This window comes from uncultured Bifidobacterium sp., assembly GCF_945269915.1.
In the GTDB taxonomy this organism is placed as follows: domain Bacteria; phylum Actinomycetota; class Actinomycetes; order Actinomycetales; family Bifidobacteriaceae; genus Bombiscardovia; species Bombiscardovia indica.
In genome coordinates this window covers 1-25,701 of the sequence record NZ_CALYOY010000007.1, presented here as the reverse complement: position 1 = coordinate 25,701, position 25,701 = coordinate 1, and the positions used below count along the sequence as shown (strand labels likewise).

Below are 25,701 nucleotides of genomic sequence, written 5' to 3'. Positions count from 1 at the left end.
GCGGAGGGTATTTATCCTTTCTGGCACCTCCAGAGCGTCGATAGCAAAGGGTACGAACCGCAGATAGGATGGTTCGTACCCTTTCGTTTAGCGGAATATGGATTACTGGACCTTCTTGATGAACATGATGACCACTGCACCAACCAAGACGGCAGCCATGGCGACCGGGAAGACCAGGAAGTAGCCACCCGTGGCAACCACGATGGATGAGGTGACGATGGGGGCGATGACTTGGCCCAGGGTGTTGGCCAGGTTGAGGATGCCCAGATCCTTGCCGGCCTCATCAGGATTGGGAAGGACATCAACGTTCAGGGCCTGGTCGACGGCCATGTAGATGCCGTATCCGAGTCCCATGACCGCTGCATAGATCATCATCGAAATCTTGGTGGGCCAGAGCCAGGGGACGGCGATGCCAACGGCGATGATGACCGAGGAGATGAAGACCGGGATCTTGCGCTTGCCGATTCTGTCCGAAAGGGGGCCGGACAGAAGGGAGACAGCCAGGGAGACGAACATGGTGATAACGGCCATGGTCGACACGGTGGATGCCGCCACCGTGTCGCTCTGTTTGATGTACTTCATGCAGATGTAGAGCTGATAGCCCACAATCATGTTGTAGCCGAAGATCATCATCAACCGGCCGATCAGGGCCTTGTAGAAATCACTGGCCCCTTGAGTGGGGGGCCTGAACTGGACGATGACCTGTTTGAGGCTGAAGCGCTCGTTCTCGGCGGTCTTGCCGGGCAGTTCGCGAGGAATCAGCAAGACGGTCCCCACACCGCAAAGGAACCAGCAGATGGTGCCTATAAGGAATCCGACAGTCGGGGTCTTGATGAAAGCGGAACCTATGATTGTGCCAAGCGATTGTCCGACGATCTGGCCGGCTCCATAGAAGGCGCTCATGGTGCCTCGGTACTTCTGTGGGATTCGGTCCGACAGGATGGCCACGCAAGGTGCCAGCATGCAGTTCAGTCCGATTTGGAGCAGCGACCAGGAGGCAACGATGGTGACCAGCGTAGGTGAGATCGAGGTCAGGTAGAACCCGATACCGGCTATGGGGCCACCAATGATGATCCAAGGGGTGCGCTTGCCGAATCTGCTGTTGGAGGCGTCCGACAAGGCGCCGAAGATCACGTTCGATATCAAGGCGAAGATGATACCGATGGAATTCATCGTGCCCAGGATCGTTTCCCCCTGACCAATGCCCAAGGTGTTGAACCGGGCAGGGAGGAGAACTGTGGAGCCGATGGTGCCGGACATCATGAATACGATGCAGAAGAATATGAATCCAGCGCCGAAACGTCCAAGATTCAATGTGCTGACTGGCTTGCCTGTATCTGGTGCCAGTTCGTCCTTGTTTGTAATTGCTGTTTCCATCCCGCACCTTCCTTGGCATTGAAGAATCGGTACAACACTGTTCCGGTTAGTAGTTAGCCATTACTACTAAGTAACTTAGAATATAGGCGGTGCCTTACCTCTTGTCAAAAAACTGGGTATAAAGGCTTCAATTCATTTGGATTCTCATACTGGTCCAATACAATCAGTCTGTGTCTTGTCTGTTCGGGTTGAGAGGGGAGACTGGGATGCCGGAGAGCACCGACGAATCAGGTAGAGGCGGGTCTGGTCGTGTGGTTGTGGAAGATGAAGAGCGAGCCAGTATCAGTCGTCTGATCGGTGGTGAACAGGCTCATCCTGTCCATCCCAGGCGTATGAGTGCGGAGGACCGCTTCGAGCAGATAGTTGATGTAGCCGTACGGCTGATCGGCGAAAAAGGCTACTACGGGATGTCCCTGCAGGATGTCGCCAAGGAGATAGGGATATCCCAGACGGCGGTGATCCATAGGGTCAAGAGTAAGCGGGGCCTCCTTATTGCGGTCGTTGAGCGACACTACGATCGCGATGATGCCATTGATTCCTACCTTGGACAGTTTGAAGACAATGGCCCCATGGCTGGCCGGCTCCCCAGGATTCCCCAAGCGCTGAGGTGCGTGGTTGAGCAGAATGTGCGTCAACCTGAATTGGTCAGGGTCTTCGAGATGCTCAATTCCGAGGCCATGGCCCCCGATCATCCCGCTCATGATTACTTTGCGAGCCGCCCTGCCCGCATGGCGGATTTATACAACAGGCATGAGTGGGCCCTTCCCGACGGGGTGGATGGAGAGTTCGTCTATATGCTGGCCAATGCCGCCATGTATGGCCTGGAGGGACGCTGGCTGGCCAATCCTGAAACCATCGATTTCCTGGCCGAGTGGGATCGCTACGCTGATTACCTTTTCCCTCTGCCGATCTGGGCCGGGTATCGCTGAGACACGTCCTCTAGTTGACAGTCCTTGTCTCTTCAATTAAATTACTCGTCAGTAACTAATAATAACTAGATCAGTTCCGGTATCCAGGGCTTATCGGTTACCACAACCGTATATAAGGCGCACGTTGGTGTGCGCCGGTTCAGGAGAGGCAGAATCATGACAGAGTCAGAGGCAACAGAGCAATATGGCTTATATGAAATCAACCTTCAGGGGAGCGAGCGGGGAAACCCGTACGTCGAGACGCAGCTTAGGGCGGATTTCCGTTCGCGGGAAACCGGTGAGCTGATCAGCGTCAAGGGATTTTATCGCGGCAAGGGGCATTTTTCCATCAGGTTCATGCCATTGACAACCGGCTTGTGGACCTACGAAACCCACAGCAATGATCCGAATCTGGATGACTGTCAGGGTACTCTTGAGGCCGCACCGGCCCGAGGCGAAAACCACGGTCGTGTCCTCCCGGCCAAGGACGTGGTTTCAGGGGAGCGGGCCCAGGTATACGGCAGGGAGCTGCCCTTTCGCTTCGCTTACGAGGACGGCACTGATTACGTCCCCTTCGGCACCACATGCTATGCCTGGATTAGCCAGGACACTGCCGTTCAGGACCAGACCCTGCAGACCCTGGCCACATCGCCTTTCAATAAGGTGCGTATGTGTGTCTTTCCCAAGTTTTATGACTTCAACACGGCCGATCCACCCATGTTCGCTTATCAGGGTTCCATGGCCCAGGGGTTTGACCACAGCAGGTTCAACGAGGACTTCTTCGAGAATCTCGACAGGCGCATAACCCAGCTCGACCAGCTTGGCATTCAGGCGGACGTCATCCTTTTGCATCCCTATGACAAGCCGGAGTGGGGGTTCTCCAGGATGACCACCGACGAGGACAGGTTCTATCTGAGTTATATGGCCCGCAGATATGGTGCCTACAAGAACGTCTGGTGGTCACTCGCCAATGAATATGACCTCATGCCCTACAAGTCCCTCGAGGATTGGCGCAGCTATGCAAGGGTCGTTATGGCAGACGATGCATTCGGCCATCTGCGCTCCATCCACAACTGCCTCACGATATACGATTACAACGAGCCTTGGTGCACCCATTGTTCCATCCAGCGCACGGACGTGACCAGGACCACCGAGGACATCGAGGATTGGAGGCAGCGCTTTCACAAGCCCGTAATCTGTGATGAAGCAGGATACGAGGGCAACATTTACTGGGGCTGGGGAAATCTCTCCGCCCAGGAGATGGTGCGCCGGTTCTGGCAGGGTTGCATGAGGTGCGGGTATGTAACACATGGTGAGACCTTCATCGACAAGGGCCCTCAGATCTGGTGGGCGCATGGAGGTCGTCTGCATGGGGAGTCACCTGCCCGTATCGCCTTCATGCGTGACATCTTTGAGCAGATGCCACGGGATGCAACTCCCCTGGATGCGGGAACGCCCCAGGATGCCGTCTGGCCCCTGTCCTCACCCAAGGCCCCGAATGCCGTCAGTGATGCAGCCTGGGAGAAGGCCGGCCAGTACTGGGATGTTCCTGTGATTCGTAGCGGCGTTGATTACAGCCTGGTCTATTTCGGCTGGTATCAGCCGCTCTACCGTGAGTTCGCCCTTCCCGAGGGGCATCGCTACAAGGTTGATGTGATTGACACCTGGAACATGACCGTGACGACACTGCCTGAAGAATGTCGGGATCGGATCCGGGTCAATCTGGGACAGCGCCAGTACATGGCAGTCCGACTCAGCAGAGTCGCCTAGGATGGTGTGTCGGGGAAGCGGTAGAGGAGGGGTCGGCCTATCGGAGGAATTCGCCTTCGGTATGGGTGATTTCTGGACATCCATCGGCAACATCGCGATGGCTACCTATCTGACCATGTTCTATACGGATGTGATTCATCTGAATCCTGCCAATGTCGCCTTCATGCTCCTGCTGGTGCGATTGGCGGCGGCGATCTGGGATGTGGTGGTCGGCGTGTTGATTGACCGAACAAGGACCAGGTGGGGGAGGGCCCGGCCATGGATGCTGGCCGGGGGTGTCCTTTATGGTCCCTGCTTTTTCCTGCTCTTCCTTGATCCGTGCAGAACGTCCGCTGGCAGGCTCGGATACGCCTGGATATCCTTCATCCTGGTGAATCTGGCTTACTCGACGGTGAACGTGGCATACGCTTCCCTTACCTCACTGATAACCAGTGATGTCGACGAAAAAACCCGGCTCAACATCTTCCGGATGACCACGGCCAACATCGGAGCCATGCTCGTCTACCTGCTGGCCATGCCACTCATTGCTCGACTCGGCGGGGGTGCGACCGGTTGGGGCGTCTTCTTCGGGTGCATAGCGTTCATGATTCCCTTCGGGTACTGGTATACCTTCCGGATGACACGCGAACAGGACCTTGGTGGTGGCCGGGAGGACAGGGTTACCCTAGGCAGCCAGTTTGCCGCCCTGTCGAAGAACCGGTACTGGTGGATCACCCTCGGACTCAATTTCCTCCTATGGGTCTACAACGGCATAGCAAATGGAATGGCGGCCTATTTGGCCAAGTATGTCCTTGGTAATCCGAGCCTTACCTCGGCATTGGGGTTTGCCACGGTCTTGCCGATGATTCTCGGCCTGCCCCTGTCAGGACCCATCATTGCGCGGTTCGGGAAGCGTACCACTTCCCTGGCGGGTCTGGTTCTCGTAGTGGCGGGGAGTCTGCTAATCCGTATCGATTCCTCCAGCCTTGGCATTTTCTTTCTATCCATCCTACTCAGGATGACAGGTATGGTTCCTCTGAATGCATCGTTGAATTCCATGAGTGCCGATGTTGTGGACTATGGCCAGTGGCGTTACGGTGTCCGCTCGGACGGAATGGTCTTCAGCTCCTCCAGCTTCTCCATGAAGGTGGCCATGGGGGTATCGTCGGCGGCCATAGCCTGGGTCCTGTCCGCTTCCGGTTACAAGGCCGAAACCAGCCACCAGACAGAAAGGGCCCTTTCGGCCATGGTGGGAACCTTCGTATGGGTTCCTCTGGTCATGGTTCTCCTTATTGCCATCCTTTTGGTACGATACGATTTGGATGGCAAGATGCGGCGAATCGTCGCGGAGCCCTCTTATTTCCAGACGCGAGCGAATGAACGCTCAGATTGAGCTTTTTCTCTTCCTTCTCTCTTCTTCCCCCCCCCCCCATATCATCTGTACCGGTTGGCTGAAATGAGCGGCCCGGGTCGGGCCTGGTGATAGCCTGATGGTCGACCGGATTCGGGCCGGAAATGCCCGGAAACTGTGTTGAAACTAATGAGGGAGGGCGACTTGAAGGGTTCTACGGCATCCGAGCTCAGATCGGACAAGCAGGAACCGACCCATCCGCAGCACACCATCCGCACCATTTTGCACTCCTTGCGGGAATACCGGAAGGCCAGCCTCCTGACCCCGGCCTTCGTCTTTCTGGAAAGCGTCCTGGAGATCGTCATCCCGACCATCATGGCCTCCCTGATCGATCAGGGTGTCTCCGGGAGATCCATGCCGGCCATCTTCAAGTTCGGCCTGATCCTGTTGGCCTGCTCGGCCGTTTCCCTGGTCTCCGGATTCATGTCCGGAAGGTACGCGGCCATCGCCTCATCGGGCCTGGCCAAGAATCTTCGCAGCGACCTCTTCGCCAAGGTCCAGTCCTTCAGCTTCACCAACATCGACCGTTTCTCCACCGGATCCATCATCACCAGGCTGACCACCGATGTGACCAACCTGCAGAACGCCTACCAGATGGTCATCAGGGTGGGGGTCAGGGCCCCGATCATGGTCATCGTGGCCTGGATCTTCTCCTTCAGGATCTCCAGGCCCATATCCATGGTCTTCCTGATTGCCATCCCCATCCTCGGGTTCGGCCTCATCGGCCTCTCCCTCCTGGTCCATCCGATCTTCGAGCGGGTCTTCCACACCTACGACCACCTCAACAACGTGGTCGACGAGAACCTCCAGGGTATCCGGGTGGTCAAGTCCTACAACCGGGAGGACCACGAGGAGCGCAAGTTCGACGGGATCTCCCTGGCCATATACCGGGCCTTCTGCAAGGCCGAACGGATCATGAGCCTGAACCCTGCCCTGCTCAACTTCTGCATCTACGCTTCGCTTCTGGTCATCTCCTGGATGGGCGCCTCCCAGATCGTGGCCTCCGGGAACAACGCCTCCCTTGGGCTGACCACGGGTGACCTGACCGCCCTGGTCACCTATGCCATCCAGATCATGATGGCCATGAACATGGTCTCCATGATCGTCGTGATGGTCGTCATCTCCCAGGCGTCCGCCGAACGCATCTGCCAGGTCCTGGACGAGGCCAGCACCGTGCACGATCCCGCGAACCCGGTCATGGAGGTGGCTGACGGTTCAATCAGCTTCAGGGACGTGACCTTCCGCTATTCCGACCGGTCCGAGCGCCCGGTCCTGAACCACATCGACCTGGACATCCCCTCGGGCTCCACCCTGGGCATCGTGGGCGGGACCGGGTCCTCCAAGTCCAGTCTGGTCCAGCTCATTCCCCGCCTCTATGACGTGACCGAGGGATCCCTCCAGGTGGGCGGGGTCGACGTGCGCCAGTATGACCTGGCCGTCCTGCGCGACCAGGTGGCCATGGTCCTCCAGAAGAACGTCCTCTTCAGCGGGACCATCGCCGAGAACCTGCGTTGGGGCAATCCCCAGGCCAGCGACGAGGAATTGGTGCATGCCTGCACCCTGGCCCAGGCCGATGGTTTCGTGAATGAGTTTCCCGACGGTTACCAGACCCACCTGGACCAGGGTGGCACCAACCTTTCCGGCGGGCAGCGTCAGCGCCTCTGCATAGCCCGGGCCCTCCTGAAGAAGCCGAACATCCTGATCCTGGACGACTCCACCAGCGCCGTCGACACCAAGACCGACCGGCTGATCCGCCAGGCCTTCAGCCAGGAGATTCCGGACACCACCAAGATCATCATCTCCCAGCGCGTGGCCTCGGTCGAGGACGCCGACATGATCGTGGTCCTGGAGGAGGGTCGGATCCTCGACAGGGGCGCCCACCAGGACCTTCTGCGAACCTGTCGGGAATACCGGTCCATATACGAATCGCAGACCAGGAACCGGGGCAAGGAGGACGAGGACCATGAGTGACGAATCATTCAAGGACCGCAAGCCCCGCCTGGACCGGGCCGCCCCGGGAACCACGCGTCGTCTCCTGGGCTACCTGATGGCCTATCGCTGGCAGCTGGTCGTGATCGTGGTGTGCATCATCATCAGCGCGGGGGCCCAGGCGGCCTCGGCCTTCTTCCTCCAGCCTCTGATCGACCACTACATCCTCCCCCTGGTGGGAGCCACCGACCCGGACTGGGGCCCCCTGATGCGTACCCTGATCCTGATGGGCTGCCTCTATGCTGTGGGGACCTTCTGCTCCTGGTTCTGGAACTGGTTGATCGTCAAGGTGGAACAGGGCACCCTGAAGACCATCCGCGACCAGATGTTCGCCCACCAGCAGGAGTTGCCCATCGGCTTCTTCGACACCCATGAGCACGGCGACACCATGAGCCGCTACACCAACGACACGGACACCCTCCGTCAGGCCATCTCCCAGTCCTTCCCGCAGATGGTCTCCTCGGTCCTCTCCGCCCTGGCGGCCCTGATCTCCATGCTCTGGCTCTCCATCCCCTTCACCGTCCTGACCCTGGTCTTCTCGGCCGTCCTGATCGTGGTCGTCCGGGTGCTGGTCACCCGAAGCGGACGGTACTTCGTCCACCAGCAGCGCTATCTGGGCCAGGTCAACGCCTTTGTCGAGGAGGCCGTCAACGGGCAGAAGGTGATCAAGGTCTTCAACCATGAGGATGCCACGGCCAAGGTCTTCGAGGCCCGGAACGAGGAGCTCTTCCATGCCTCGGCCCAGGCCAACACCTACGGGAACGTGACCATGCCGGTCGTGGGCAACATGGGTTACCTCCTCTATGTCATCCTGGCCATCGTCGGTGGTCTGGCCGGCATCGCGGGGATGAGGAATGCGGGTCTGACCGGGGCGGGGCCGCTCACCCTGGGGACCATCGTCTCGCTCCTGACCCTGTCCCGCTCCTTCATCAACCCCATCGGTCAGGTCTCCATGCAGTTCAACATGGTCATGATGGCCCTGGCCGGTGCCTCCCGGATCTTCGACCTGATGGACCAACCCGCCGAGTCCGACCATGGTACGGTCAGCCTGGTCAGCGTCGAGCTGGCCTCGGACGGCCGCACCATGACCCCGGTCGACCACGAGACCGGGCACTGGGCCTGGAAGCGTGACGTGAACGATGACGGCAGGCGCTCGCTGGAGGCCGCCATGAAGCTACCCGGGGAAGCCCGTGATGTGGCCCTGAAAGCCAAGGACCAGGCCATTACCTCGCCTGACGGGCGCTACACCCTCCTCCAGGGGGATGTGCGGTTCACCGATGTCAGCTTCGGCTATGACCCCAAGAAGCCCGTCCTGCATGACATCACCTGGTTCGCCAAGCCGGGGCAGAAGGTGGCCCTGGTCGGCGCCACCGGTGCCGGCAAGACCACGATCACCAACCTGATCAATCGCTTCTACGACATCCAGCAGGGCCAGATCCTCTACGACGGGATCGACGTGAGGAACATCCGTAAGCCGGACCTCCGTCGTTCCCTGGGCATCGTCCTCCAGGACGTCAACCTCTTCACCGGTACAGTCCTGGACAACATCCGCTATGGTCGCCTGGACGCCACCGACCAGGAGTGTATGGAAGCGGCCAGGATGACCAACGCCGATGGTTTCATCCGCATGCTTCCCCAGGGGTACCAGACCGTCCTGGAGGGGGATGGGAGCGGCCTCTCCCAGGGGCAGCGCCAGCTGATCTCCATTGCCAGGGCCGCCGTCGCGGACCCCCCGGCCATGATCCTGGACGAGGCCACTTCTTCGATCGACACCAGGACCGAGGAGGTGGTCCAGCAGGGTATGGACGCCCTGATGCGGGGGAGGACGGTCTTCGTCATCGCCCACAGGCTCTCCACGGTCCGCAACTCCGATGTGATCATGGTCCTGGACCATGGGCGGATCATCGAACGCGGCAACCATGATGAGCTCATCGCCAAGCACGGTGAGTACTACCAGCTCTATACCGGAGCCTTGGAACTGGAGTAGGTCTCCCTGCCGGTCCGGGGACGGGCGAGGGCCATGAATGTCAGTGGAGGGGGCCGACCCCGATGGGTCGACCCCCTCCATTCGTATCTCAGCGGGTTCCGGGGCGGGTCTGCGCCCTTTCCGGACTCACCGCCCGTGGGTTCAGAGCACGCCCTGGGCCACCATGGCATCGGCGACCTTGGTGAAGCCGGCCACGTTGGCGCCCAGCATCAGGTCACCGGGCTTGCCATACTCCTTGGAGGCCTCGTAGGACTTCTGGAAGATGTCGGTCATGATGTCCTTCAGCCGTTGGTCCACCTCGTCGAAGGTCCACTGGAGGCGGAGGGAGTTCTGGCTCATCTCCAGACCGGAGACGGCCACGCCGCCGGCGTTGGCCGCCTTGGCGGGGCCGTAGAGCAGTCCCTGCTCCTGGTAGACGGCAATGGCCCCGGGGGTTGAGGGCATGTTGGCACCCTCGCAGACCACGGTGCACCCGTTGGCGACCAGGGTCCCGGCGGACTCCTCGTCGATCTCGTTCTGGGTGGCGCAGGGCAAAGCGATATCGCAGGGAACGGTCCAGACGCCCTTGCAGCCCTCGTGGTATTCGGCACCCTGGACCCGGTCGGCGTACTCCTTGATTCGGCCGCGGTGACCCAGCTTGATGTCCTTGACCAGGTTCAGGTCGATTCCATCGGGATCGTAGACGTACCCGTCGGAGTCGGATGCGGTCACCACCTTGGCGCCCAGCTGCTGGGCTTTCTCGGTGGCGAAGATGGCCACGTTGCCCGAGCCGGAGATGGAGACGGTCTTGCCCTGAAGGGAGTCCTGGCGCAGGGCCTTCAGGGCCTCCTGGGTGTAGTAGCAGAGGCCGTAGCCGGTGGCCTCGGTGCGGGCCAGGGATCCGCCGAAGGTCATGTCCTTGCCGGTCAGCACGCCCGAGTACTCGTCGCGCAGGCGCTTGTACTGGCCGAAGAGGTAGCCGATCTCTCGGCCACCCACGTTGATGTCGCCGGCGGGCACGTCGGTGAACTGGCCGATGTGGCGCTGCAGCTCGGTCATGAAGGCCTGGCAGAAGCGCATGACCTCGGCATCCGAACGCCCCTTGGGGTCGAAGTCCGAGCCGCCCTTGCCGCCGCCCATGGGCAGGCCGGTCAGGGAATTCTTCAGGATCTGCTCGAAGCCGAGGAACTTGACGACCGACTCGGTCACGGTGGGGTGGAAGCGCAGACCACCCTTGTAGGGCCCGATGGCCGAGTTGAACTGGACCCGGTACCCCCGGTTGACCTGGACCCTGCCCTGGTCATCCGTCCAGGCCACGCGGAACTTGACCACCCGTTCCGGTTCGACCAGGCGCTCCAGGACGCCGTTGGCCTCATATTCGGGATGCTTGGCCACCACCGGCTCCAGGCTCTCGAACACCTCCCGGACGGCTTGGAGGAATTCGGGCTGGTTCCCGTCGCGGCGCTCTACCTGCTGGTAGACACGCTTGACATATTCATTGGTAAACATGCAAGGCTCCTTAGGTCTTGATGATTCTTGATGGTCGGCTGTGCGACGGGAACCGTGTCCCCATCCACCGGTGTCGTGATTGAGTGAATCGGTCTCATTCTAAAGTCCTGCGCCACCCTGGAACAAGAGCCGGACCGCAATGTGTCTTAGGATGTGGGCACTTGCCTCTCGAAAGCCGGAAAGACCAAGATTCAAAGTTGAGTCTGTCTGACTCAACTTTTTATTCCCTGGGTGAAAACCGGGCATGAAGAGGGCACCCGGGGAATTGAAGATAGTGACAGGCAAGGAAGAGGTCACAGGCCTCGGATGTCCCGTCGGTCGCAGGTTTCTGGGGGCGGCATCGGCGGGGCGCTTGCCGCGGTAACGACTTGACAGCATTAAGGAGTGCAATTATGGCAATGTTCCCTGCATTGATGAACAACTCGATTTTCAGTGATTTCTTTGACGATCCCTTCTTCAACAACTGGCGTGACGCCCGTCGTCAGGATGACGGCAAGGGTGTCGCCATGGCCGGCCCGCTGATGAACACGGATGTTCGTGAGAAGGATGACCAGTATCAGATCGACGTGGATATGCCCGGCTTCGACAAGAAGGACATCTCCCTGCGGTTGGAGGACGGCTACCTGGTGGTCTCGGCCCAGAAGAACGCCGATCAGGGCGACAAGGATGACAAGGGTCAGTGGATCCGTCGCGAGCGGTACACCGGTTCCTGCTCACGCAGCTTCTACGTCGGCGATAATGTCCGCCAGGAGGACATCCACGCCAAGTACACCAACGGCACCCTGGAGATCAGCCTGCCCAAGGCCAGCGTCAAGCAGGTCGACAACAAGCAGTCCATCGCCATCGAGGACTGAGGGCCGCTTTCTGCTCCGGTCCGGCGACGGTCCGGGGTAAAGCCGTATAAGAGCTCCGCGGGTCGATTCGGGATTTCTCCACCCCCTGTCGGTCCGCGGTTTTCCGGTTTGTTCTTCGATTCGGGAGGGACCGCGCCGGTGTCCTGCTATGATGGTTGTGCATGGCAGGCCACATTGGTGCGGCCCCTTTGCTATATCAACACGCCACTTAACCGAGTTGTATCCATTGATGCTATACTTGCAATTTGGCGTGTCTTCTGACGCGTTGTGTAATCAGCCGAGGATCGGATAGAAGGCTTATGGCAAAAGATGGTGTGATTGAAGTTGAGGGGCGGGTCGTCGAGGCGTTGCCGAATGCAATGTTTCGCGTCGAGCTCGAGAACAAGCACATTGTCCTGGCCACCATTTCAGGCAAGATGCGCAAGAACTACATCCGCATTCTGCCCCAGGACAGGGTGGTGCTTGAAATGAGTCCCTACGATCTGAACCGCGGTCGTATTACGTACCGGTACAAGTGATAGGTACACAAGTAAAGGAAAACCATGAAGGTCAGCCCTAGTGTGAAGAGAATCTGCGAGAACTGCCGCGTGATTCGTCGACACGGCCGCGTCATGGTGATCTGCAAAAACCCGCGCCACAAGCAGCGCCAGGGCTGAGCGGATTTCCAGCGGCAACGAAACACAAAGGCGCTGAGTCACAGTCGTCAGACTGAACCCCGGGTGCGCAGGCCCGGGCCGGGAGACCGGAAGACTTGGTGCACGACCTGCGTAGAACAAAAAGGAATCGCAATGGCACGTCTTGCCGGAGTCGACATCCCCAACGAGAAGCGCATCGAGATAGCCCTCACCTACATTTTCGGTGTCGGGCGTACTCGTGCCAAGGAAACACTTGCCGCGACCGGAGTGAATCCGGACACCCGCGTCAAGGATCTCACGGATGAGCAGCTCATTACGCTGCGTGATTACCTCGAAGGCAACTACAAGATCGAGGGTGATCTGCGTCGTGAGATCGACGCCGATATTCGCCGTAAGATCCAGATCAATTGCTATCAGGGCCAGCGCCACCGCAGGGGTCTGCCCGTGCGCGGTCAGCGTACCAAGACCAACGCCCGTACCCGCAAGGGACCGAAGCGCACAGTCGCCGGAAAGAAGAAGGCGACGAAGTAAGGCCGGATTCGGGACAGGGGTTCGCCCCCGCTTATCCCGAGCAAGCAATCAGTAATTCGTTAGAAGGAAACGAGGATCAATGGCAGCAGCAAAGCAGGCCGCGCGCAAGCCTCGTCGCAGGGACCGCAAGTCGGTTCCCGTCGGGCAGGCGCATATCAAGTCAACGTTCAACAACACCATCATCTCCATCACGGACCCCTCCGGCGCGGTCGTCGCCTGGGCATCAGGTGGCGATGTCGGCTTCAAGGGCTCCCGTAAGTCCACCCCGTATGCAGCGGGTATGGCAGCCGAGTCCGCAGCCCGCAAGGCCATGGAGCACGGCGTCAAGAAGGTCGATGTCTTCGTCAAGGGCCCGGGCTCTGGTCGTGAGACAGCCATCCGTTCCCTGCAGTCCGCAGGTCTCGAGGTCGGGTCCATCTCCGATGTGACCCCCCAGGCACACAATGGTGTCCGTCCTCCCAAGCGCCGTCGCGTCTGAGCACTAGAAAAACCATGAATCCACCCGCGAAGACCGGTGTGTGCACCGCCGGTCGGAGCTGAAAGGATAGCAACAGTGCTTATTGCACAGCGTCCGACACTTACCGAAGAAGTCGTCAATGCCCAGCGCTCCCGCTTCACCATCGAGCCCCTGGAACCCGGATTCGGCTATACCCTGGGTAATTCCCTGCGTCGTACCCTGCTGAGCTCCATTCCCGGTGCGGCCGTCACCTCGGTCCGTATCTCCGGAGCCCTGCATGAGTTCACCACCCTGCCGGGTGTGGAAGAGGACGTCACCGAGATCCTCCTCAACATCAAGGGCATCGTGCTGAACAGCGAGTACGACGAGCCCGTGGTCATGTATCTGCGTAAGAGCGGCAAGGGCGAAGCCACCGCCGGGGACATCACCCCGCCGGCAGGCGTCACCATCGCCAACCCGGATCTCCACATCGCCACCCTGGCGGATGATGGAGAGCTGGAGATCGAGTTCACCGTCGAGAGGGGTCGTGGATACGTCCAGGCCCAGCTCAACAAGCAGGACAGCGATGAGATCGGCCGCATCCCGGTCGATTCCATCTACTCCCCGGTTCTCAAGGTCAGCTATAAGGTCGAGGCCACCCGTGTCGAGCAGCGCACGGACTTCGACAAGCTGGTCCTGGATGTGGAGACCAAGCCCGCCATCTCGCCGCGCGACGCCGTGGCATCGGCAGGTTCCACCCTGGTGGAGCTCTTCGGTCTCTGCCGCGAGCTCAACACCCAGGCCGAGGGTGTCGAGGTCGGGCCCGAGCCCGTCGTCGAAGAGGCCGATCCGGAGATGTCAGTGCCGATCGAGGACCTGAACCTGACGCAGCGTTCCTATAACTGCCTCAAGCGCGAGGGTATCCACACCATCGGTGAGCTGGTTTCGCACACCGAGCAGGACCTGCTCGACATCCGCAACTTCGGTATGAAGTCCATCGACGAGGTCAAGGAGAAGCTCGAAGGCATGGGTCTTTCCCTGAAGGCGTCGCCTCTGGGCTTCGACACCAACAATCTCGAGGGGGGCACCTTCTTCTCGCCTGACGACGAGTGAGGTTGCCGTCAACCTTCGTGGGAGCGGATGCCCGAGTTCTGTTATGGTGCCCGTTGAAGTAAGAAATCCCCGGAATCGGATGTTCGGGCGAATGCCCACCTGATTACCGGGGCCTGTAAGGAGATAATCCAATGCCAAAACCCAGCAAGGGCCCCCGTCTGGCCTCCAGCCCGGCCCATGAGCGTTTGATGCTGGCCAACATGGCCACCAGCCTGTTCGCCCATGGTCGTATCACCACCACCCTGCCCAAGGCCAAGAGGCTTCGCCCCCTGGCCGAGCGCCTGATCACCTTCGCCAAGCGTGGTGACCTGGCTTCTCGCCGCAGGGTCATGAGGGTGATCCGCGACAAGTCCGTGGTCCACATCCTCTTCACCCGGATCGCCGAGCAGATGGAGCAGCGCGAGGGTGGCTACACCCGTATCACCAAGATCGCCCCCCGCCGTGGCGACAACGCCCCCCAGGCCGTCATCGAGCTCGTTACCGAGCCTCTGTCCGCCAAGAAGGCCACCGTCAAGGAGGCCGAGGCTGCAGCCAAGGTCGCTGCCAAGGATGATGATGCCGAGGTTGCCGCAGCAGCCGATGCAGCCGTCGCCGAAGGTGCCGCCGACGACGCCGTGAACCAGGCCGTCGAGGCCAACGAGTCCGACACGGACGTGGCCCAGGCCGATGAGGCCGCCGAGGACCTGGAGAAGACGGCCGATGAGGCCGACCAGGCCGAGGCAGCCGCCGAAGAGGACGCCGACGTGGCCGAGGACGCCAAGAAGGCCTCCAAGAAGTAGGACTCACAGGGAAGTCTGCAGGTGCCGGTTCGGACCTGTGTAAAGGGTCGGGAATCACTTCCCGGCCCTTCTCCTTATCAGTGGGCCTATATCCCGTCCCGCCTGGCCCTAAGCCGGGGCTAAACGTCAGCGCGATACGAAGAGCAAAGGACAACCGGTGGCAGAAGTTCGGAAAGAAGGCGGGGCGCCCCAGGTGGAAGGCTCGACCGGCACCGTCCGGCTGCGCCTAGAACTCGCCTACCAGGGTGGGGCCTTCTATGGATGGGCACGGCAGCCCACGCTGAGGACCGTCCAGGGCTGTCTGGAGGAGGCCCTGGCAGTGGTCACCCACCAGCGGGGGAGGAGGGCGGGAAATCAAGGTCCGGTCTGGAACCCTCACCTGGTGGTGGCCGGACGTACCGATACCGGGGTGCATGCCTCCCACCAGGTCTGCCATCTGGATATTCCCAGGGCCCTGTTGGAATCCTGCCAGGGGCACATGGATGTGGATCCGGTGGAGGCGCTGAAACGCCGCCTGCGGCACCTCCTGCCGGCCGACATGGCCCTCCACGATCTGCGCCTGGCTCCTGAGGGATTCGATGCCCGTTTCTCTGCCCTGGAACGGACCTATGTCTACCGGGTCTGTGACCGACCGGACGACCTGGACCCGAGGATGCGAGGATTCGTCCTGCCCCTGGATGGCCAACTGAATCTCGAATCCATGAACCAGGCGGTGGCCTCCTGTCCAGGGCTGCACGACTTCGGGTCCTTCGCCACGGCCAATGAGGGTGGAACCACGATTCGCAAGGTCCTCTATGCCCACTGGGACAGGGTGCCGAGACGCTCCCTGCTTGAAAGGCCTTCCGGGGTTGGGGAGTCTTCCAACTGGGCCGGCCCTGCCTACGACACCCCCGTGCTGGAGTCGGGCCTGGTCTGTTTCACGATTGTGGCCGACGCCTTCGCCCACAACATGGTGCGCTCACTGGTCAACGCCTCCCTGAGGGTCGGGCTGGGCAAGCAGACCGTCTCCTGGTTCTGCCGGAAGGTGGAGCACCCGGTCAGGGAGGGCGCGACGGGTCCTGCCGCCGCCTGCGGACTGACCCTTGAGCATGTGCGGTATCCCTCGGACGACCGGTTGGCCGCCAGGGCGGCATCCATCAGGGCCAAGCGGACCCTTGAGACTTCCTGATTCCATGTGCCAACCGGCTTGAATCAATCGGGAACCACGAACCATTGCGGTCTTTCCGGAGGGTTGCAACAGGGGGCTTGCCGGGCACGAGGGCCCATGGCCTTTATAGGTGTCCCCATCAGTGCGCCACGCGGTTTGCCGGACGGGGAAGGTGTGGCATAATGGAAAAGTTGTTGTTCGGCAGCGTCGTGCAACGACATCGGTTGAGTGTCCGAGCGGTCTAAGGAGCACGCCTCGAAAGCGTGTGAGGGTAACCCCCTCCGAGAGTTCGAATCTCTCCTCAACCGCCATCCAAGCCCCGGGTAACCTGCGGGGCTTTTTTCTTGCCTGATGTCGATCCGGTTCTGTTCAAGTCAACCTGTGTCGTCGGTGCCCTGGAGGACGGCGGGGATGCAGGCGTGGATGGTTTTGGCCAGTTGATCAACCTCCTTGGCGCAGTCCGTCTCCACCCAATGTTTGAGGATCATCGAGAAGCCCGCCTCGAAGTAGATCAGGTAATAGTCGATATCCTCCTGCCGGTCGATGCCGACACGCAGGCAGGCCGGTCTTATTACCTCCTCCAGGAGGCGTTCCTGTCCCTGCTCGATGGGGAAGGTCTTCCTGGTCCTCAGGATCACACTGTAGAAGAAGCGATGTCGGCGTATGTGTTCCAGGAAGGGGCCGAGGGAGGCCGGGGAGAGGATCTGTCTGCTTCCCTGACCGGGTGGGGTGAAACCGGTGTAGCGGTCCAGGAGTTCCTGGCTCAGTGTGGTCTCCATGGCATCCAGCATCTCGGCCATGTCGCTGAAATGGGCATAGAAGGTCGAACGGTTGACCCCCGCTTCCTGGCAGAGGGTGGTGATGGTGATGTCATCGAAGTCCATGCGCTCCATCAGGTGGAGCATGGCGGCCTCCATCCGGGTCTCGGCATCCCGGTATCGCTGGTTGTATCTGGTGTTGGCCATGGACGGTCCCCTTCCGTGCGGGTATTAATCCAACACTTTTCGAATGATTGATGATTGTTGCCTGATTTGTATTGTTCCACAATGTCTGAGCAATTATCGAAAACCCGACAGATGTCATACGAGGGCATCGGGGTCTGGCGGAAAGGTCCATCCTCCATGACTGGACGTCGTCTCAATGCCATCTTCGGCACACTGCTGAGCGGAGCCATTGTCACATCCCTCCTGCAGACGGCCCTGACCACGGCCCTGCCGGCCATCATGGCCGACTTCTCTCTTACGGCCGACAGGGCCCAATGGTTGACCAGCGCCTTCAGCCTGACCATGGCCATCATGGTCCCGGCCACGGCCTACCTGATCAAGCGCTTCCCGACCCGGGTGGTCTTCATCTCAGCCATGAGCCTCTTCGCCTTGGGCATCCTCCTCGACCTGGTGGCCTGGAATTTCCCGATCCTCCTGGGCGGTCGGGTCCTCCAGGCCCTGGGCAGCGCCATGATCCTTCCCCTCCTGCAGGTCGTGGTCATGACCGCGTATCCTCCCGACCGCCAGGGGCTGGTCATGGGAATCTACGGGCTGGCCGCGGGTGCGGCCCCGGTGATCGCCCCCACCCTGACCGGCCTACTGGTCGATGCCCACGGATGGAGGAGCGTCTTCCTGATCACGCTGGTCCTTTCCCTCCTGGTCCTGGTCCCCTCCCTGGTCCTGGTCGGAAACATCGGGCAGACCATCTCCTTGGACTTTGACCCGGTCTCTATGGTTTTGTGCGCCCTGACCATGACTGGTCTCCTGTGGGGACTGGGGCAGATGACCGTCGGCCCCTGGCCGAATATGGTAGTCCCGTTGGCCGTCGGGCTTGTGGCAGGCCCGGTTTTCGTCAGCAGGCAGCTGAAGTCCTCCCATCCCTTCCTGGACCTGCGCGCACTGGGCAACAGGGAGTTCAGGGTGGCCCTTGTCGTCAGCATTCTTCTCTATCTGGTCATGATGGGCGGTTCCGCTATCTATCCCCTCCTGATTCAGGAGACCATGGGAGACACCGCCATGGTCTCCGGGCTGGTCATGATGCCCGGTTCCCTGGCCATGGCCCTGATGAGCCCTTTGGCAGGCCGCATATATGACCGTCACGGTATCAGGGGGCTGGCCATTCCCGGCAGTCTTCTCCTTCTGGCCTCCTGCCTGGGCACGGCCGCCGTCAATGATCCAGACCAGCTCTGGCTCCTGGCCCTCTGCTACCTGATCAGGCTCCTGGGAGTGGGGTGCATCATGACCCCGATAGTGACCTGGGGCATGCGAACCATGACCCCAGCCCAGGTGACCGATGGCAGTGCCCTCCTGACCTCCCTGAGGACCCTTGGCGGTGCTTTCGGTTCGGCCGGCTTCATGGAGGTCCAGACCCTGGCCGAGGGATACCGGGGGGTTGGTATGGCCTTCATGGCCATGGCCGCACTGGCCCTGGTCCAATTGATCCTGGTTGTGGTGGCGATGGCCGAACACGGTTCAGGCCCTCGTCAGGGTAGGGGATGACATATAGGCTTCCGCCATGTCATCCCCTACCCTGACGAGGGTGACCCCCCCCCCTGTCCCATCGGAATCACCGTATGGAACACGTTCCATGATATCACCGGTCTGCAGACTGTGCTCCTGGGGTGTACAAGCTTCAAGGTGGTTGATCCCGTCATTTGGGACTGAGTTCAGGATTTGACGGTTGGCTCGAAGATGGCGGCCTCGACATCGGGGTAGCCGAAAGCCAGGGACAGATACAGGTGCGAGATGGCCAGGTTGGTCAACACGCGCAGGGACTCCTGGTGGTCGCCGGCGGCCTGCTTGGCCGAACCGCCATGGCGCTCGCCGTTCTGCCTGAATCCGGTTGTGGTCTTTGTCATGGCATGTATGGAGGCCACGATGGTCCGGGCGGCGTTCATCTCCACCACGGCGATGGTCGGGGCCTGGAGCCCGTTGGCCTTGTCGATGATGGTATCGGGATGGGCAAGGAGTTCCTGAACCGAGTAGGTGCCGGGGCGTGGGTCGGCATCCAGGTGGGAGACCAGGGTCTGCCCGGCCGTGGTATGGGCATCGGAGAGGGCCAACATCCACTCCGCTCCGGCGGTACGGGAGGCCAGGACCGATACGGCGAACCCCGCCTGGTCCTCGCCCTCGGCTGCCTGGGTGGCCGCATCCTTCCCCATGGATGAGGCGGCGGTATCCAGATCCGCCGATGAGGCGACGGTCAGGTCCGTGGACGGTCTGGCCCGGGGGTCGTCCCCGGTCTTCTGATGCCAGGCCCGGAGGTGGGCACGGGCGCTGTAGACGGTGGCCTCGTCCCTCCTGGCCGGGCAATTGACGGCCGCATCCACCCAGGCCTGGGCGGTCTTTTCGAAGGATTCCGGGGTGGGGATGCCGAGTGGACCCCTGTCCCGATGCTCCCTGATGGAGGCCCTGGAATAGGCGGACTCACAGGCACTGGTCTTCAGCCCGTCGGGCTCCTGGCTGGCTACCCTGATGGGGGTGCGATTGGAGCAGGCCGATACGGCAGGGGTCAACAGGACCCCCACCAGCCCTGCCGACAGAAGACGAAGGATCCTCCTCCTTGCACGCCCTGTTGCGCTGGTGAGGCAAGAATCCTGGAGTGTCTGCATGAATGGTTAGGATAGTAGGGATTGCAGACCAGTAAGAAGCACGGTCTGATAACTTCATAGGAGGTCTTGACATGGAACTGGACCTGGCTGAGATTCATCAGCTGGCAAATGAGCAAGGGATTGATGCCGAGACCTTGGACCAAGCCTTGGGCGAGGCCCTCTTGCTTGCCTACCAAAAATCACCGCACGCAGCCCGTCATGCCCGGGTGGAACTGGACTCACGGGCAGGCGCCTTCACGGTCTGGGCCCAGGATGAAATTCCCCGGGAACCCACTGAGGATGACCCGCACCCAGGTTACGACCTTGGGGAGGAATACGACGACACGCCCAGGGACTTCGGTAGGCTGGCCGCCTCCACGGCCAGGCAGATCATCCGTCAGCTCTTCCGCCAGGCGGAAGATGAGCGCATCTTCGGGGCTTTCTCCGGCCAGAAGGGACGTCTGATCACCGGTGTCGTCCAGCAGGATGCCAACGACCCCAGCAATGTCCACGTGGCAGTTGGCGATGTGGAGGCCATTCTTCCCAGACGTGAGCAGGTTCCCGGCGAACGCTACAAGCACGGTGAGCGGATCAGGGTCTATGTGGTCAACGTGAACCGTGGTCTCAAGGGGCCGGAGATCGTGGTTTCGCGTTCCCACCCCGAACTGGTCCGCCGTCTCTTCGAGAGGGAGGTCCCGGAGGTGGTCTCCGGGGCCGTCTCCATCATGTCCATCGCCCGTGAGGCCGGGGCCCGCACCAAGATCGCCGTCCGCGCCAACACGAAGGGGGTCAACCCCAAAGGGGCCCTGATCGGGCCTGCCGGAGCCAGGGTGCGTGCCGTCATGGAGAATCTGGGGCCGGAGAAGATCGACATCGTCGATTGGTCGGATGATCCGGCCAAGTTCGTGGCCGCGGCCCTCTCGCCTGCGGTGGTCCGCCAGGTCGAGATCGTCAGTGAGACCAACCACACAGCCATCGCCTTCATCAAGGACGCCCAGCTCTCCCTGGCCATCGGCAAGGAGGGGCAGAACGCCCGGCTGGCCGCCAAGCTGACCGGTTGGAAGATCGGAATCGAGTCCGAGGAGGCACGTCAGCAGAAACTGCGTGAACAGGAGAGGAACCAGCCTTCTTCCGCCAGTGAAGAGAAGTGACCTGCAACATCCAGTCGGACGAGTATGCTGAATGTGATATTCCGAGCCGGGTGGCCCATGCTCCCGGCTCCGGCACTGAGACGAGGTAACACAATCATGGTCGCACGATGATACAGGATATGTTCGCCGTCATGGAAGAGTGATCGCGCCATTCATATGCGCGGTCCGGTTAGGAGAAAAGTAAGTGCCCAAAGCACGCGTGTATGAATTGGCCAAGGAATTTGGCGTGGACAGCAAGACTGTCCTTGAAAAGTTGAAGGACATGGGGGAGTTCGTCAAGTCGGCCTCCTCCACTGTAGAAGCACCGGTAGTGCGCCGTCTCAAGAGCGCTTTCCCGCAGAGCGGGTCCGATCAGACCACCGCCAAGGGTGCCAAGCCCGGGCAGTCGGCACATACCTCCTCATCACCACAGCGCACCAGCGCCAAGCCCGGCCCAACGGCAACCGCCAAGGGCCCCAAGCCGGGCCAGTCCCGCCCAGCAGCACAGACCGAGGCTCCCACCTCGCAGCCCCGGCAGTCTTCGAACACTCATTTCCCCAAGCCCGGTTCCTCCTCGTCCAGCGAGGAGGACAGATCCGAGCATGGGTCCCCGGCCCGGCCCTCCAAGGGGCATGATGGCAACGAGTCCCGTCAGGCCAGGCCCTCGTCTCCCATGGGCCGCCCTGGTCCGCAGGGGCAGCGTGGCGGGCGTCCGGGCGCAGGCGGCGCACCGGGGGCACACCACACCGGTCGTCCGGGTGCGTCCTCGCCTCGTCCGGGCAACAATCCCTTCAGCCGCAAGCAGGGCATGAAGGCACCGGTTCCTTCTGACATTCCCAGGCCGCACCCCATGGCGAGGCCCACCGTCAACGACACCCGCAGGGGTGGTCATGGCGGGTTCCGCAATGGACGTGGTGGCGCTCCCCATGGTGGCCAGGGCGCACGTCCGGGCCAGTGGGGCCACAACCGTCCCGGCGGCCAGCAGCGTCAGGGTGGCGGTGGCGGCAAGTTCGGAGCCTCCTCAGCCCCCGCCTCGGGTGGATTCCATCCCGGTGGCGGCGCCCCCCGTGGCCGTGGTCGTGGTGGTGCCGCAGGTGCCTTCGGTCGTCAGGGAGGCAAGTCCTCCAAGGCCCGCAAGAACCGGATGGCCAAGAGGCAGGAATTCCAGGAGATGAAGGCACCCGTCATCGGCGGTGTCCGCATCCCCGCCGGTAACGGTCGTACCGTCCAGCTGCGTCAGGGCGCCACCCTGGCCGACCTGGCCGACAAGATCAACGTCAACCCCGCGGCCCTGGTCACGGTCCTCTTCCACCTGGGCGAGATGGCCACGGCCACCCAGTCCCTGGACGAGGCCACCTTCCAGATCCTTGGTGAGGAGATCGGCTGGAAGATCAGGATCGTCTCCGCCGAGGAAGAGGACAAGGAACTCCTCCAGCAGTTCGACATCGACCTGGACGAGGAGCGTCAGGACCAGGACGACGAGAACCTGAAGCCCCGTCCGCCGGTGGTCACGGTCATGGGCCACGTGGATCACGGCAAGACGCGACTCCTGGACACCATCCGCAAGACCAACACCACCACCCACGAGGCCGGTGGCATCACCCAGCGCATCGGCGCCTACCAGGCCACAGTCAAGCTGGAGGGCGAGGACCGCAAGATCACCTTCCTCGACACCCCTGGTCACGAGGCCTTCACGGCCATGCGTGCCCGCGGTGCCGAGCTGACCGACGTCGCCATCCTGGTGGTGGCGGCCGATGATGGTGTCATGCCCCAGACCGTCGAGGCCATCAACCACGCCCAGGCGGCCCACGTGCCGATTGTCGTGGCGGTCAACAAGATCGATGTGGACGGGGCCAACCCCGAGAAGGTGCGCGGCCAGCTCACCGAGTTCGGTCTGGTCTCCGAGGAGTACGGCGGCGACACCATGTTCGTCGACATCTCCGCCAAGCTGGGTACCAACGTGGACAAACTGCTCGAGGCCGTCCTTCTGACGGCCGATGCCGACCTGGACCTGAGGGCCAACCCCGACATGGACGCTCGTGGCGCCACGGTCGAGGCCCGTCTGGACAAGGGCCGCGGAGCCGTGGCCACGGTCCTGGTCCAGCAGGGGACCCTGCATGTGGGAGACGCCATCGTCGCCGGTTCGGCCTATGGCCGTGTCCGCGCCATGCTGGATGAGAACGGTAATCAGATGGATGCCGCCGGTCCCTCCACCCCTGTTCAGGTGCTCGGTCTCACCTCCGTGCCCACCGCCGGCGACCTCTTCCTGGTGGCCCCGGACGATCGCACCGCCCGTCAGATCGCAGAGAAGCGTGAGGCCACGGCCCGTGCGGCCCAGTTGGCCAAGCGCCGCAAGGTGGTCTCCCTGGAGAGTCTCAAGGAGCAGTTCGCCAAGTCCGAGGTCGACATGCTCAACATCGTCATCAAGGGCGATTCCTCCGGTTCCGTCGAGGCGCTGGAAGACTCCCTGATGAAGATCGAGGTCTCCGACGAGGTCGGCATCCAGGTGATCCATCGCGGTGTGGGTGCCATCACCCAGAACGACGTCAACCTGGCCACCGTCGACAAGGCCGTCATCATCGGCTTCAACGTACGGCCCAACCGTCAGGTCCAGGAGCTCGCGGACCGCGAGGGTGTGGAGATCAAGTACTACTCGGTCATCTACAACGCCATCGAGGACATCGAGGCCTCCCTCAAGGGGATGCTCAAGCCGGAGTACGAGGAGGTCACCACCTCCCACTCGGAGATCCGCGAGATCTTCCGTTCCTCCAAGTTCGGCAACATCGCAGGTGTCATGGTCCAGGACGGTACCGTCAAGCGCGGCACCAAGGCCCGTATCGCCCGAAACGGTGTCGTCACCGTCAACGACCTGGAGATCTCCTCCCTGCGTCGGTTCAAGGACGACGTCAACGAGGTCTCCGAGGGCTACGAGGCGGGCATCAACCTGGGCTCCTTCAACGACATCGAAATCGGCGACATCATCGAGACCTTCGAGATGCGCGAGGTCGAACGCAAGTAACCAGAGACACACAAGGTGGCCGGAGGTCGGCGGCAGCGGTCGTCGACCTGACCGGACACCGGGTCTGGTCCTCCGCCCCGGTTCGGGTCATCCCGACCGGGGCGGACTTCCATGACAGGGCATGAGAAAGGAACGGGGATGGGATCCAATCCGCGCGCCGTACGAATCGCGGCGCTGATTCAGCGGGTCATTGCGTCATCCTTGGAATCACAACTGCATGACAAGCGGCTGAACGGTGTCACCATCACCGAGGTACGGGTGACCAACGACCTGCAGATAGCCAAGATCTACTGGACCCAGCTGGGACGGGAAGGTCGTGAGCAGGGTGATCGGAAGCGGGCCCAACAGGCCCTTCGTCAGGCCAGTGGACGCCTGCGTTCCCTGGTTGGCGCCAGGGCGGGGCTCCGTCTGACCCCGACCCTGCGGTTCATCTACGACGAGGTGCCCGCCGAGGCCAACGAGATCGAGGATGTGCTCACCGCCGCCCGTCACAGGGACGAGGAGATCGCCAAGGCCAGGGCCACCGCCCAGTACGCCGGTGACCCGGACCCCTACCGGCATGACGACGATGAGGACCAAGAGCCTGATGGCGCCGATCAGGACGAATCGAGCCTTGACGAAGATGACTCGACCAGGGACGGTGAATGGCCCGGGGATGATGCCCGGGGCGGCCGTTCAGGAAACGATCTGGATGATCGAGAGGAACAGGACGATCAGCCAAGCGGTGCTTCGGAGAAAACGGCCTCCATGCTGTCCTGGCCCGACGAGGAATGATGACGCGCGGTCGGTTCATGGACGCCGTAAAGCGTGTGGAGGCAGGGTCATTTCGGGCCAAGGAGAGACGGGAAAGGCGAATAGCATGAAAGGACCCGAACAGGCTGACCGGTCGGGGATCGTCCTGGTCGATAAGCCCAAAGGGGTGACCAGCCACGACCTGGTCGCGGCCATACGGTCCACCCTGGGCATACGCCGTGTGGGGCACGCCGGAACCCTGGACCCCATGGCCACAGGCCTTCTGATCATCGGTTTCGGCCAGGCCACCCGCCTGCTCAAGGTGATCGTCGGGCATGACAAGACGTATCTGGCCACGATCCGGCTGGGCCAGGCCACCACCACGGACGATGCCGACGGTAAGATCCTGCCGGCCAAGGCGGACTCGCGGCTGGCTGTCAAGAACCTTGGCCGAGCCATGGTGGAGAGCACCATCGCCGATCACCTTACCGGCGACATCAACCAGGTCCCCGACTCCTTCTCCGCCATCAAGGTCAACGGTCGCCGCGCCTATGACCTGGCCAGGCAGGGCAAGGAGGTCGAGCTGCAGTCCCGGCCGATTCATATCGATCGGTTCCAGGTCCTGGATTATCGACCCTTGACCCTGCATGGCGGCCCACCGGGCGAAACCTCCCAGAATCAGGGCAGAGACCTCACCGGTACCGATGCGAGCAAGACGGATGTGACCGGGGCAGAAACGGTCGGGACCGACCGGGTCGATACGGAAGTGGTCGATACTGAAGCACGTGATACGGAAGTGGTCGATCTGGATGTGGCGGTGACCTGCTCCAGTGGTACTTATA

The 25,701-nt window shown here is 61.4% G+C and carries 21 protein-coding genes, 1 tRNA gene and 1 pseudogene; 19 read left to right on the top strand and 4 right to left on the bottom strand.

What is annotated here, in order from left to right; genetic code table 11:
• Positions 1-102: 102 nt before the first annotated feature.
• The gene (locus Q0K62_RS02285) at positions 103-1,377 is read right to left on the bottom strand and encodes an MFS transporter (RefSeq protein ID WP_297316365.1); all 1,275 of its coding nucleotides are present in this window, start codon (positions 1,375-1,377) and stop codon (positions 103-105) included.
• 332 nt (positions 1,378-1,709) lie between these two features.
• Here Q0K62_RS02285 and Q0K62_RS02280 point away from each other — a divergent pair, with 332 nt between their 5' ends.
• The 5 genes from Q0K62_RS02280 (at position 1,710) to Q0K62_RS02260 (ending at position 9,421) form a co-directional block, all read left to right on the top strand.
• The gene (locus Q0K62_RS02280; RefSeq protein ID WP_297316364.1) at positions 1,710-2,306 is read left to right on the top strand and encodes a TetR/AcrR family transcriptional regulator; all 597 of its coding nucleotides are present in this window, start codon (positions 1,710-1,712) and stop codon (positions 2,304-2,306) included.
• A 156-nt stretch (positions 2,307-2,462) separates the two neighbouring features.
• Positions 2,463-4,055: a DUF5605 domain-containing protein gene (locus tag Q0K62_RS02275; protein ID WP_297316363.1), complete on the top strand. Its 1,593-nt coding sequence runs from the start codon at positions 2,463-2,465 to the stop codon at positions 4,053-4,055.
• Positions 4,056-4,116: 61 nt separating this feature from the next.
• On the top strand, positions 4,117-5,427 hold the full coding sequence (locus Q0K62_RS02270; RefSeq protein ID WP_297316362.1) for a glycoside-pentoside-hexuronide (GPH):cation symporter: 1,311 nt from the start codon (positions 4,117-4,119) through the stop codon (positions 5,425-5,427).
• A gap of 162 nt (positions 5,428-5,589) precedes the next feature.
• Positions 5,590-7,416 (top strand): ABC transporter ATP-binding protein, encoded by a 1,827-nt coding sequence (locus Q0K62_RS02265; protein ID WP_297316361.1) that lies wholly within the window; start codon positions 5,590-5,592, stop codon positions 7,414-7,416.
• Positions 7,409-9,421 carry an ABC transporter ATP-binding protein gene (locus tag Q0K62_RS02260; RefSeq protein ID WP_297316360.1) on the top strand — a complete coding sequence of 671 codons (2,013 nt, stop codon included), beginning with the start codon at positions 7,409-7,411 and terminating at the stop codon, positions 9,419-9,421. Before Q0K62_RS02265 ends, Q0K62_RS02260 begins: the two co-directional genes overlap by 8 nt.
• A gap of 141 nt (positions 9,422-9,562) precedes the next feature.
• Here the strand turns inward: Q0K62_RS02260 and gdhA are convergent, their stop codons facing one another.
• Positions 9,563-10,909, bottom strand: coding sequence for an NADP-specific glutamate dehydrogenase (gene gdhA, locus Q0K62_RS02255; protein ID WP_297316359.1), 1,347 nt, complete (start codon positions 10,907-10,909; stop codon positions 9,563-9,565).
• Between the two features lie 392 nt (positions 10,910-11,301).
• Here gdhA and Q0K62_RS02250 point away from each other — a divergent pair, with 392 nt between their 5' ends.
• The 9 genes from Q0K62_RS02250 (at position 11,302) to Q0K62_RS02210 (ending at position 16,715) form a co-directional block, all read left to right on the top strand.
• Entirely contained in the window at positions 11,302-11,763 is a 462-nt protein-coding gene (locus Q0K62_RS02250) for an Hsp20/alpha crystallin family protein (RefSeq protein ID WP_297316358.1), read from the top strand.
• A gap of 299 nt (positions 11,764-12,062) precedes the next feature.
• Positions 12,063-12,281 carry a translation initiation factor IF-1 gene (infA, locus tag Q0K62_RS02245; protein ID WP_004268611.1) on the top strand — a complete coding sequence of 73 codons (219 nt, stop codon included), beginning with the start codon at positions 12,063-12,065 and terminating at the stop codon, positions 12,279-12,281.
• A 24-nt stretch (positions 12,282-12,305) separates the two neighbouring features.
• Positions 12,306-12,419 carry a 50S ribosomal protein L36 gene (gene rpmJ, locus Q0K62_RS02240; protein WP_015022330.1) on the top strand — a complete coding sequence of 38 codons (114 nt, stop codon included), beginning with the start codon at positions 12,306-12,308 and terminating at the stop codon, positions 12,417-12,419.
• 132 nt (positions 12,420-12,551) lie between these two features.
• Positions 12,552-12,929: a 30S ribosomal protein S13 gene (rpsM, locus tag Q0K62_RS02235; RefSeq protein WP_015022329.1), complete on the top strand. Its 378-nt coding sequence runs from the start codon at positions 12,552-12,554 to the stop codon at positions 12,927-12,929.
• A gap of 79 nt (positions 12,930-13,008) precedes the next feature.
• Positions 13,009-13,407, top strand: coding sequence for a 30S ribosomal protein S11 (rpsK, locus tag Q0K62_RS02230; protein ID WP_015022328.1), 399 nt, complete (start codon positions 13,009-13,011; stop codon positions 13,405-13,407).
• Between the two features lie 75 nt (positions 13,408-13,482).
• Positions 13,483-14,478 carry a DNA-directed RNA polymerase subunit alpha gene (locus tag Q0K62_RS02225; RefSeq protein WP_297316357.1) on the top strand — a complete coding sequence of 332 codons (996 nt, stop codon included), beginning with the start codon at positions 13,483-13,485 and terminating at the stop codon, positions 14,476-14,478.
• A gap of 131 nt (positions 14,479-14,609) precedes the next feature.
• The gene (gene rplQ, locus Q0K62_RS02220) at positions 14,610-15,257 is read left to right on the top strand and encodes a 50S ribosomal protein L17 (protein ID WP_297316356.1); all 648 of its coding nucleotides are present in this window, start codon (positions 14,610-14,612) and stop codon (positions 15,255-15,257) included.
• 220 nt (positions 15,258-15,477) lie between these two features.
• Complete coding sequence (locus tag Q0K62_RS02215; RefSeq protein WP_297316402.1) at positions 15,478-16,425, top strand: tRNA pseudouridine synthase A; 948 nt, start codon at positions 15,478-15,480, stop codon at positions 16,423-16,425.
• 201 nt (positions 16,426-16,626) lie between these two features.
• Positions 16,627-16,715 (top strand) — tRNA-Ser (locus tag Q0K62_RS02210).
• A gap of 63 nt (positions 16,716-16,778) precedes the next feature.
• On the opposite strand, the gene Q0K62_RS02205 is transcribed toward Q0K62_RS02210, so the two are convergent.
• A complete protein-coding gene (locus tag Q0K62_RS02205) occupies positions 16,779-17,369 on the bottom strand; it encodes a TetR/AcrR family transcriptional regulator (RefSeq protein ID WP_297316355.1) in 591 nt (196 codons plus the stop codon).
• A gap of 156 nt (positions 17,370-17,525) precedes the next feature.
• On the opposite strand from Q0K62_RS02205, the gene Q0K62_RS02200 reads away from it, so the two are divergent.
• Positions 17,526-18,887: a DHA2 family efflux MFS transporter permease subunit gene (locus Q0K62_RS02200; protein ID WP_297316354.1), complete on the top strand. Its 1,362-nt coding sequence runs from the start codon at positions 17,526-17,528 to the stop codon at positions 18,885-18,887.
• A gap of 167 nt (positions 18,888-19,054) precedes the next feature.
• On the opposite strand, the gene Q0K62_RS02195 is transcribed toward Q0K62_RS02200, so the two are convergent.
• Positions 19,055-19,915 carry a hypothetical protein gene (locus Q0K62_RS02195; protein WP_297316353.1) on the bottom strand — a complete coding sequence of 287 codons (861 nt, stop codon included), beginning with the start codon at positions 19,913-19,915 and terminating at the stop codon, positions 19,055-19,057.
• Positions 19,916-20,070: 155 nt separating this feature from the next.
• Between Q0K62_RS02195 and nusA the strand changes: the two genes are divergently transcribed.
• The 4 genes and pseudogenes from nusA to truB all read left to right on the top strand — a co-directional run.
• Complete coding sequence (gene nusA, locus Q0K62_RS02190; protein ID WP_297316352.1) at positions 20,071-21,129, top strand: transcription termination factor NusA; 1,059 nt, start codon at positions 20,071-20,073, stop codon at positions 21,127-21,129.
• A 184-nt stretch (positions 21,130-21,313) separates the two neighbouring features.
• A complete protein-coding gene (infB, locus tag Q0K62_RS02185) occupies positions 21,314-24,127 on the top strand; it encodes a translation initiation factor IF-2 (protein WP_297316351.1) in 2,814 nt (937 codons plus the stop codon).
• A 138-nt stretch (positions 24,128-24,265) separates the two neighbouring features.
• Positions 24,266-24,691, top strand: a pseudogene (rbfA, locus tag Q0K62_RS02180) (30S ribosome-binding factor RbfA); the annotation flags it as partial.
• Positions 24,692-24,986: 295 nt separating this feature from the next.
• The coding region (truB, locus tag Q0K62_RS02175; RefSeq protein ID WP_297316349.1) for a tRNA pseudouridine(55) synthase TruB at positions 24,987-25,701 on the top strand (715 nt) is incomplete at its 3' end.

Bases quoted from the DNA above. Each gene is read 5' to 3' on its own strand.
- Q0K62_RS02260 (WP_297316360.1), top strand. From the start codon at position 7,409: ATGAGTGACGAATCATTCAAGGACCGCAAGCCCCGCCTGGACCGGGCC.
- Q0K62_RS02275 (WP_297316363.1), top strand. From the start codon at position 2,463: ATGACAGAGTCAGAGGCAACAGAGCAATATGGCTTATATGAAATCAAC.
- nusA (WP_297316352.1), top strand. From the start codon at position 20,071: ATGGAACTGGACCTGGCTGAGATTCATCAGCTGGCAAATGAGCAAGGG.
- Q0K62_RS02270 (WP_297316362.1), top strand. From the start codon at position 4,117: ATGGGTGATTTCTGGACATCCATCGGCAACATCGCGATGGCTACCTAT.
- rplQ (WP_297316356.1), top strand. From the start codon at position 14,610: ATGCCAAAACCCAGCAAGGGCCCCCGTCTGGCCTCCAGCCCGGCCCAT.
- infA (WP_004268611.1), top strand. From the start codon at position 12,063: ATGGCAAAAGATGGTGTGATTGAAGTTGAGGGGCGGGTCGTCGAGGCG.
- Q0K62_RS02285 (WP_297316365.1), bottom strand. From the start codon at position 1,377: ATGGAAACAGCAATTACAAACAAGGACGAACTGGCACCAGATACAGGC.
- Q0K62_RS02250 (WP_297316358.1), top strand. From the start codon at position 11,302: ATGGCAATGTTCCCTGCATTGATGAACAACTCGATTTTCAGTGATTTC.
- rpmJ (WP_015022330.1), top strand. From the start codon at position 12,306: ATGAAGGTCAGCCCTAGTGTGAAGAGAATCTGCGAGAACTGCCGCGTG.
- Q0K62_RS02280 (WP_297316364.1), top strand. From the start codon at position 1,710: ATGAGTGCGGAGGACCGCTTCGAGCAGATAGTTGATGTAGCCGTACGG.
- gdhA (WP_297316359.1), bottom strand. From the start codon at position 10,909: ATGTTTACCAATGAATATGTCAAGCGTGTCTACCAGCAGGTAGAGCGC.
- rpsK (WP_015022328.1), top strand. From the start codon at position 13,009: ATGGCAGCAGCAAAGCAGGCCGCGCGCAAGCCTCGTCGCAGGGACCGC.
- Q0K62_RS02200 (WP_297316354.1), top strand. From the start codon at position 17,526: ATGACTGGACGTCGTCTCAATGCCATCTTCGGCACACTGCTGAGCGGA.
- rpsM (WP_015022329.1), top strand. From the start codon at position 12,552: ATGGCACGTCTTGCCGGAGTCGACATCCCCAACGAGAAGCGCATCGAG.
- Q0K62_RS02205 (WP_297316355.1), bottom strand. From the start codon at position 17,369: ATGGCCAACACCAGATACAACCAGCGATACCGGGATGCCGAGACCCGG.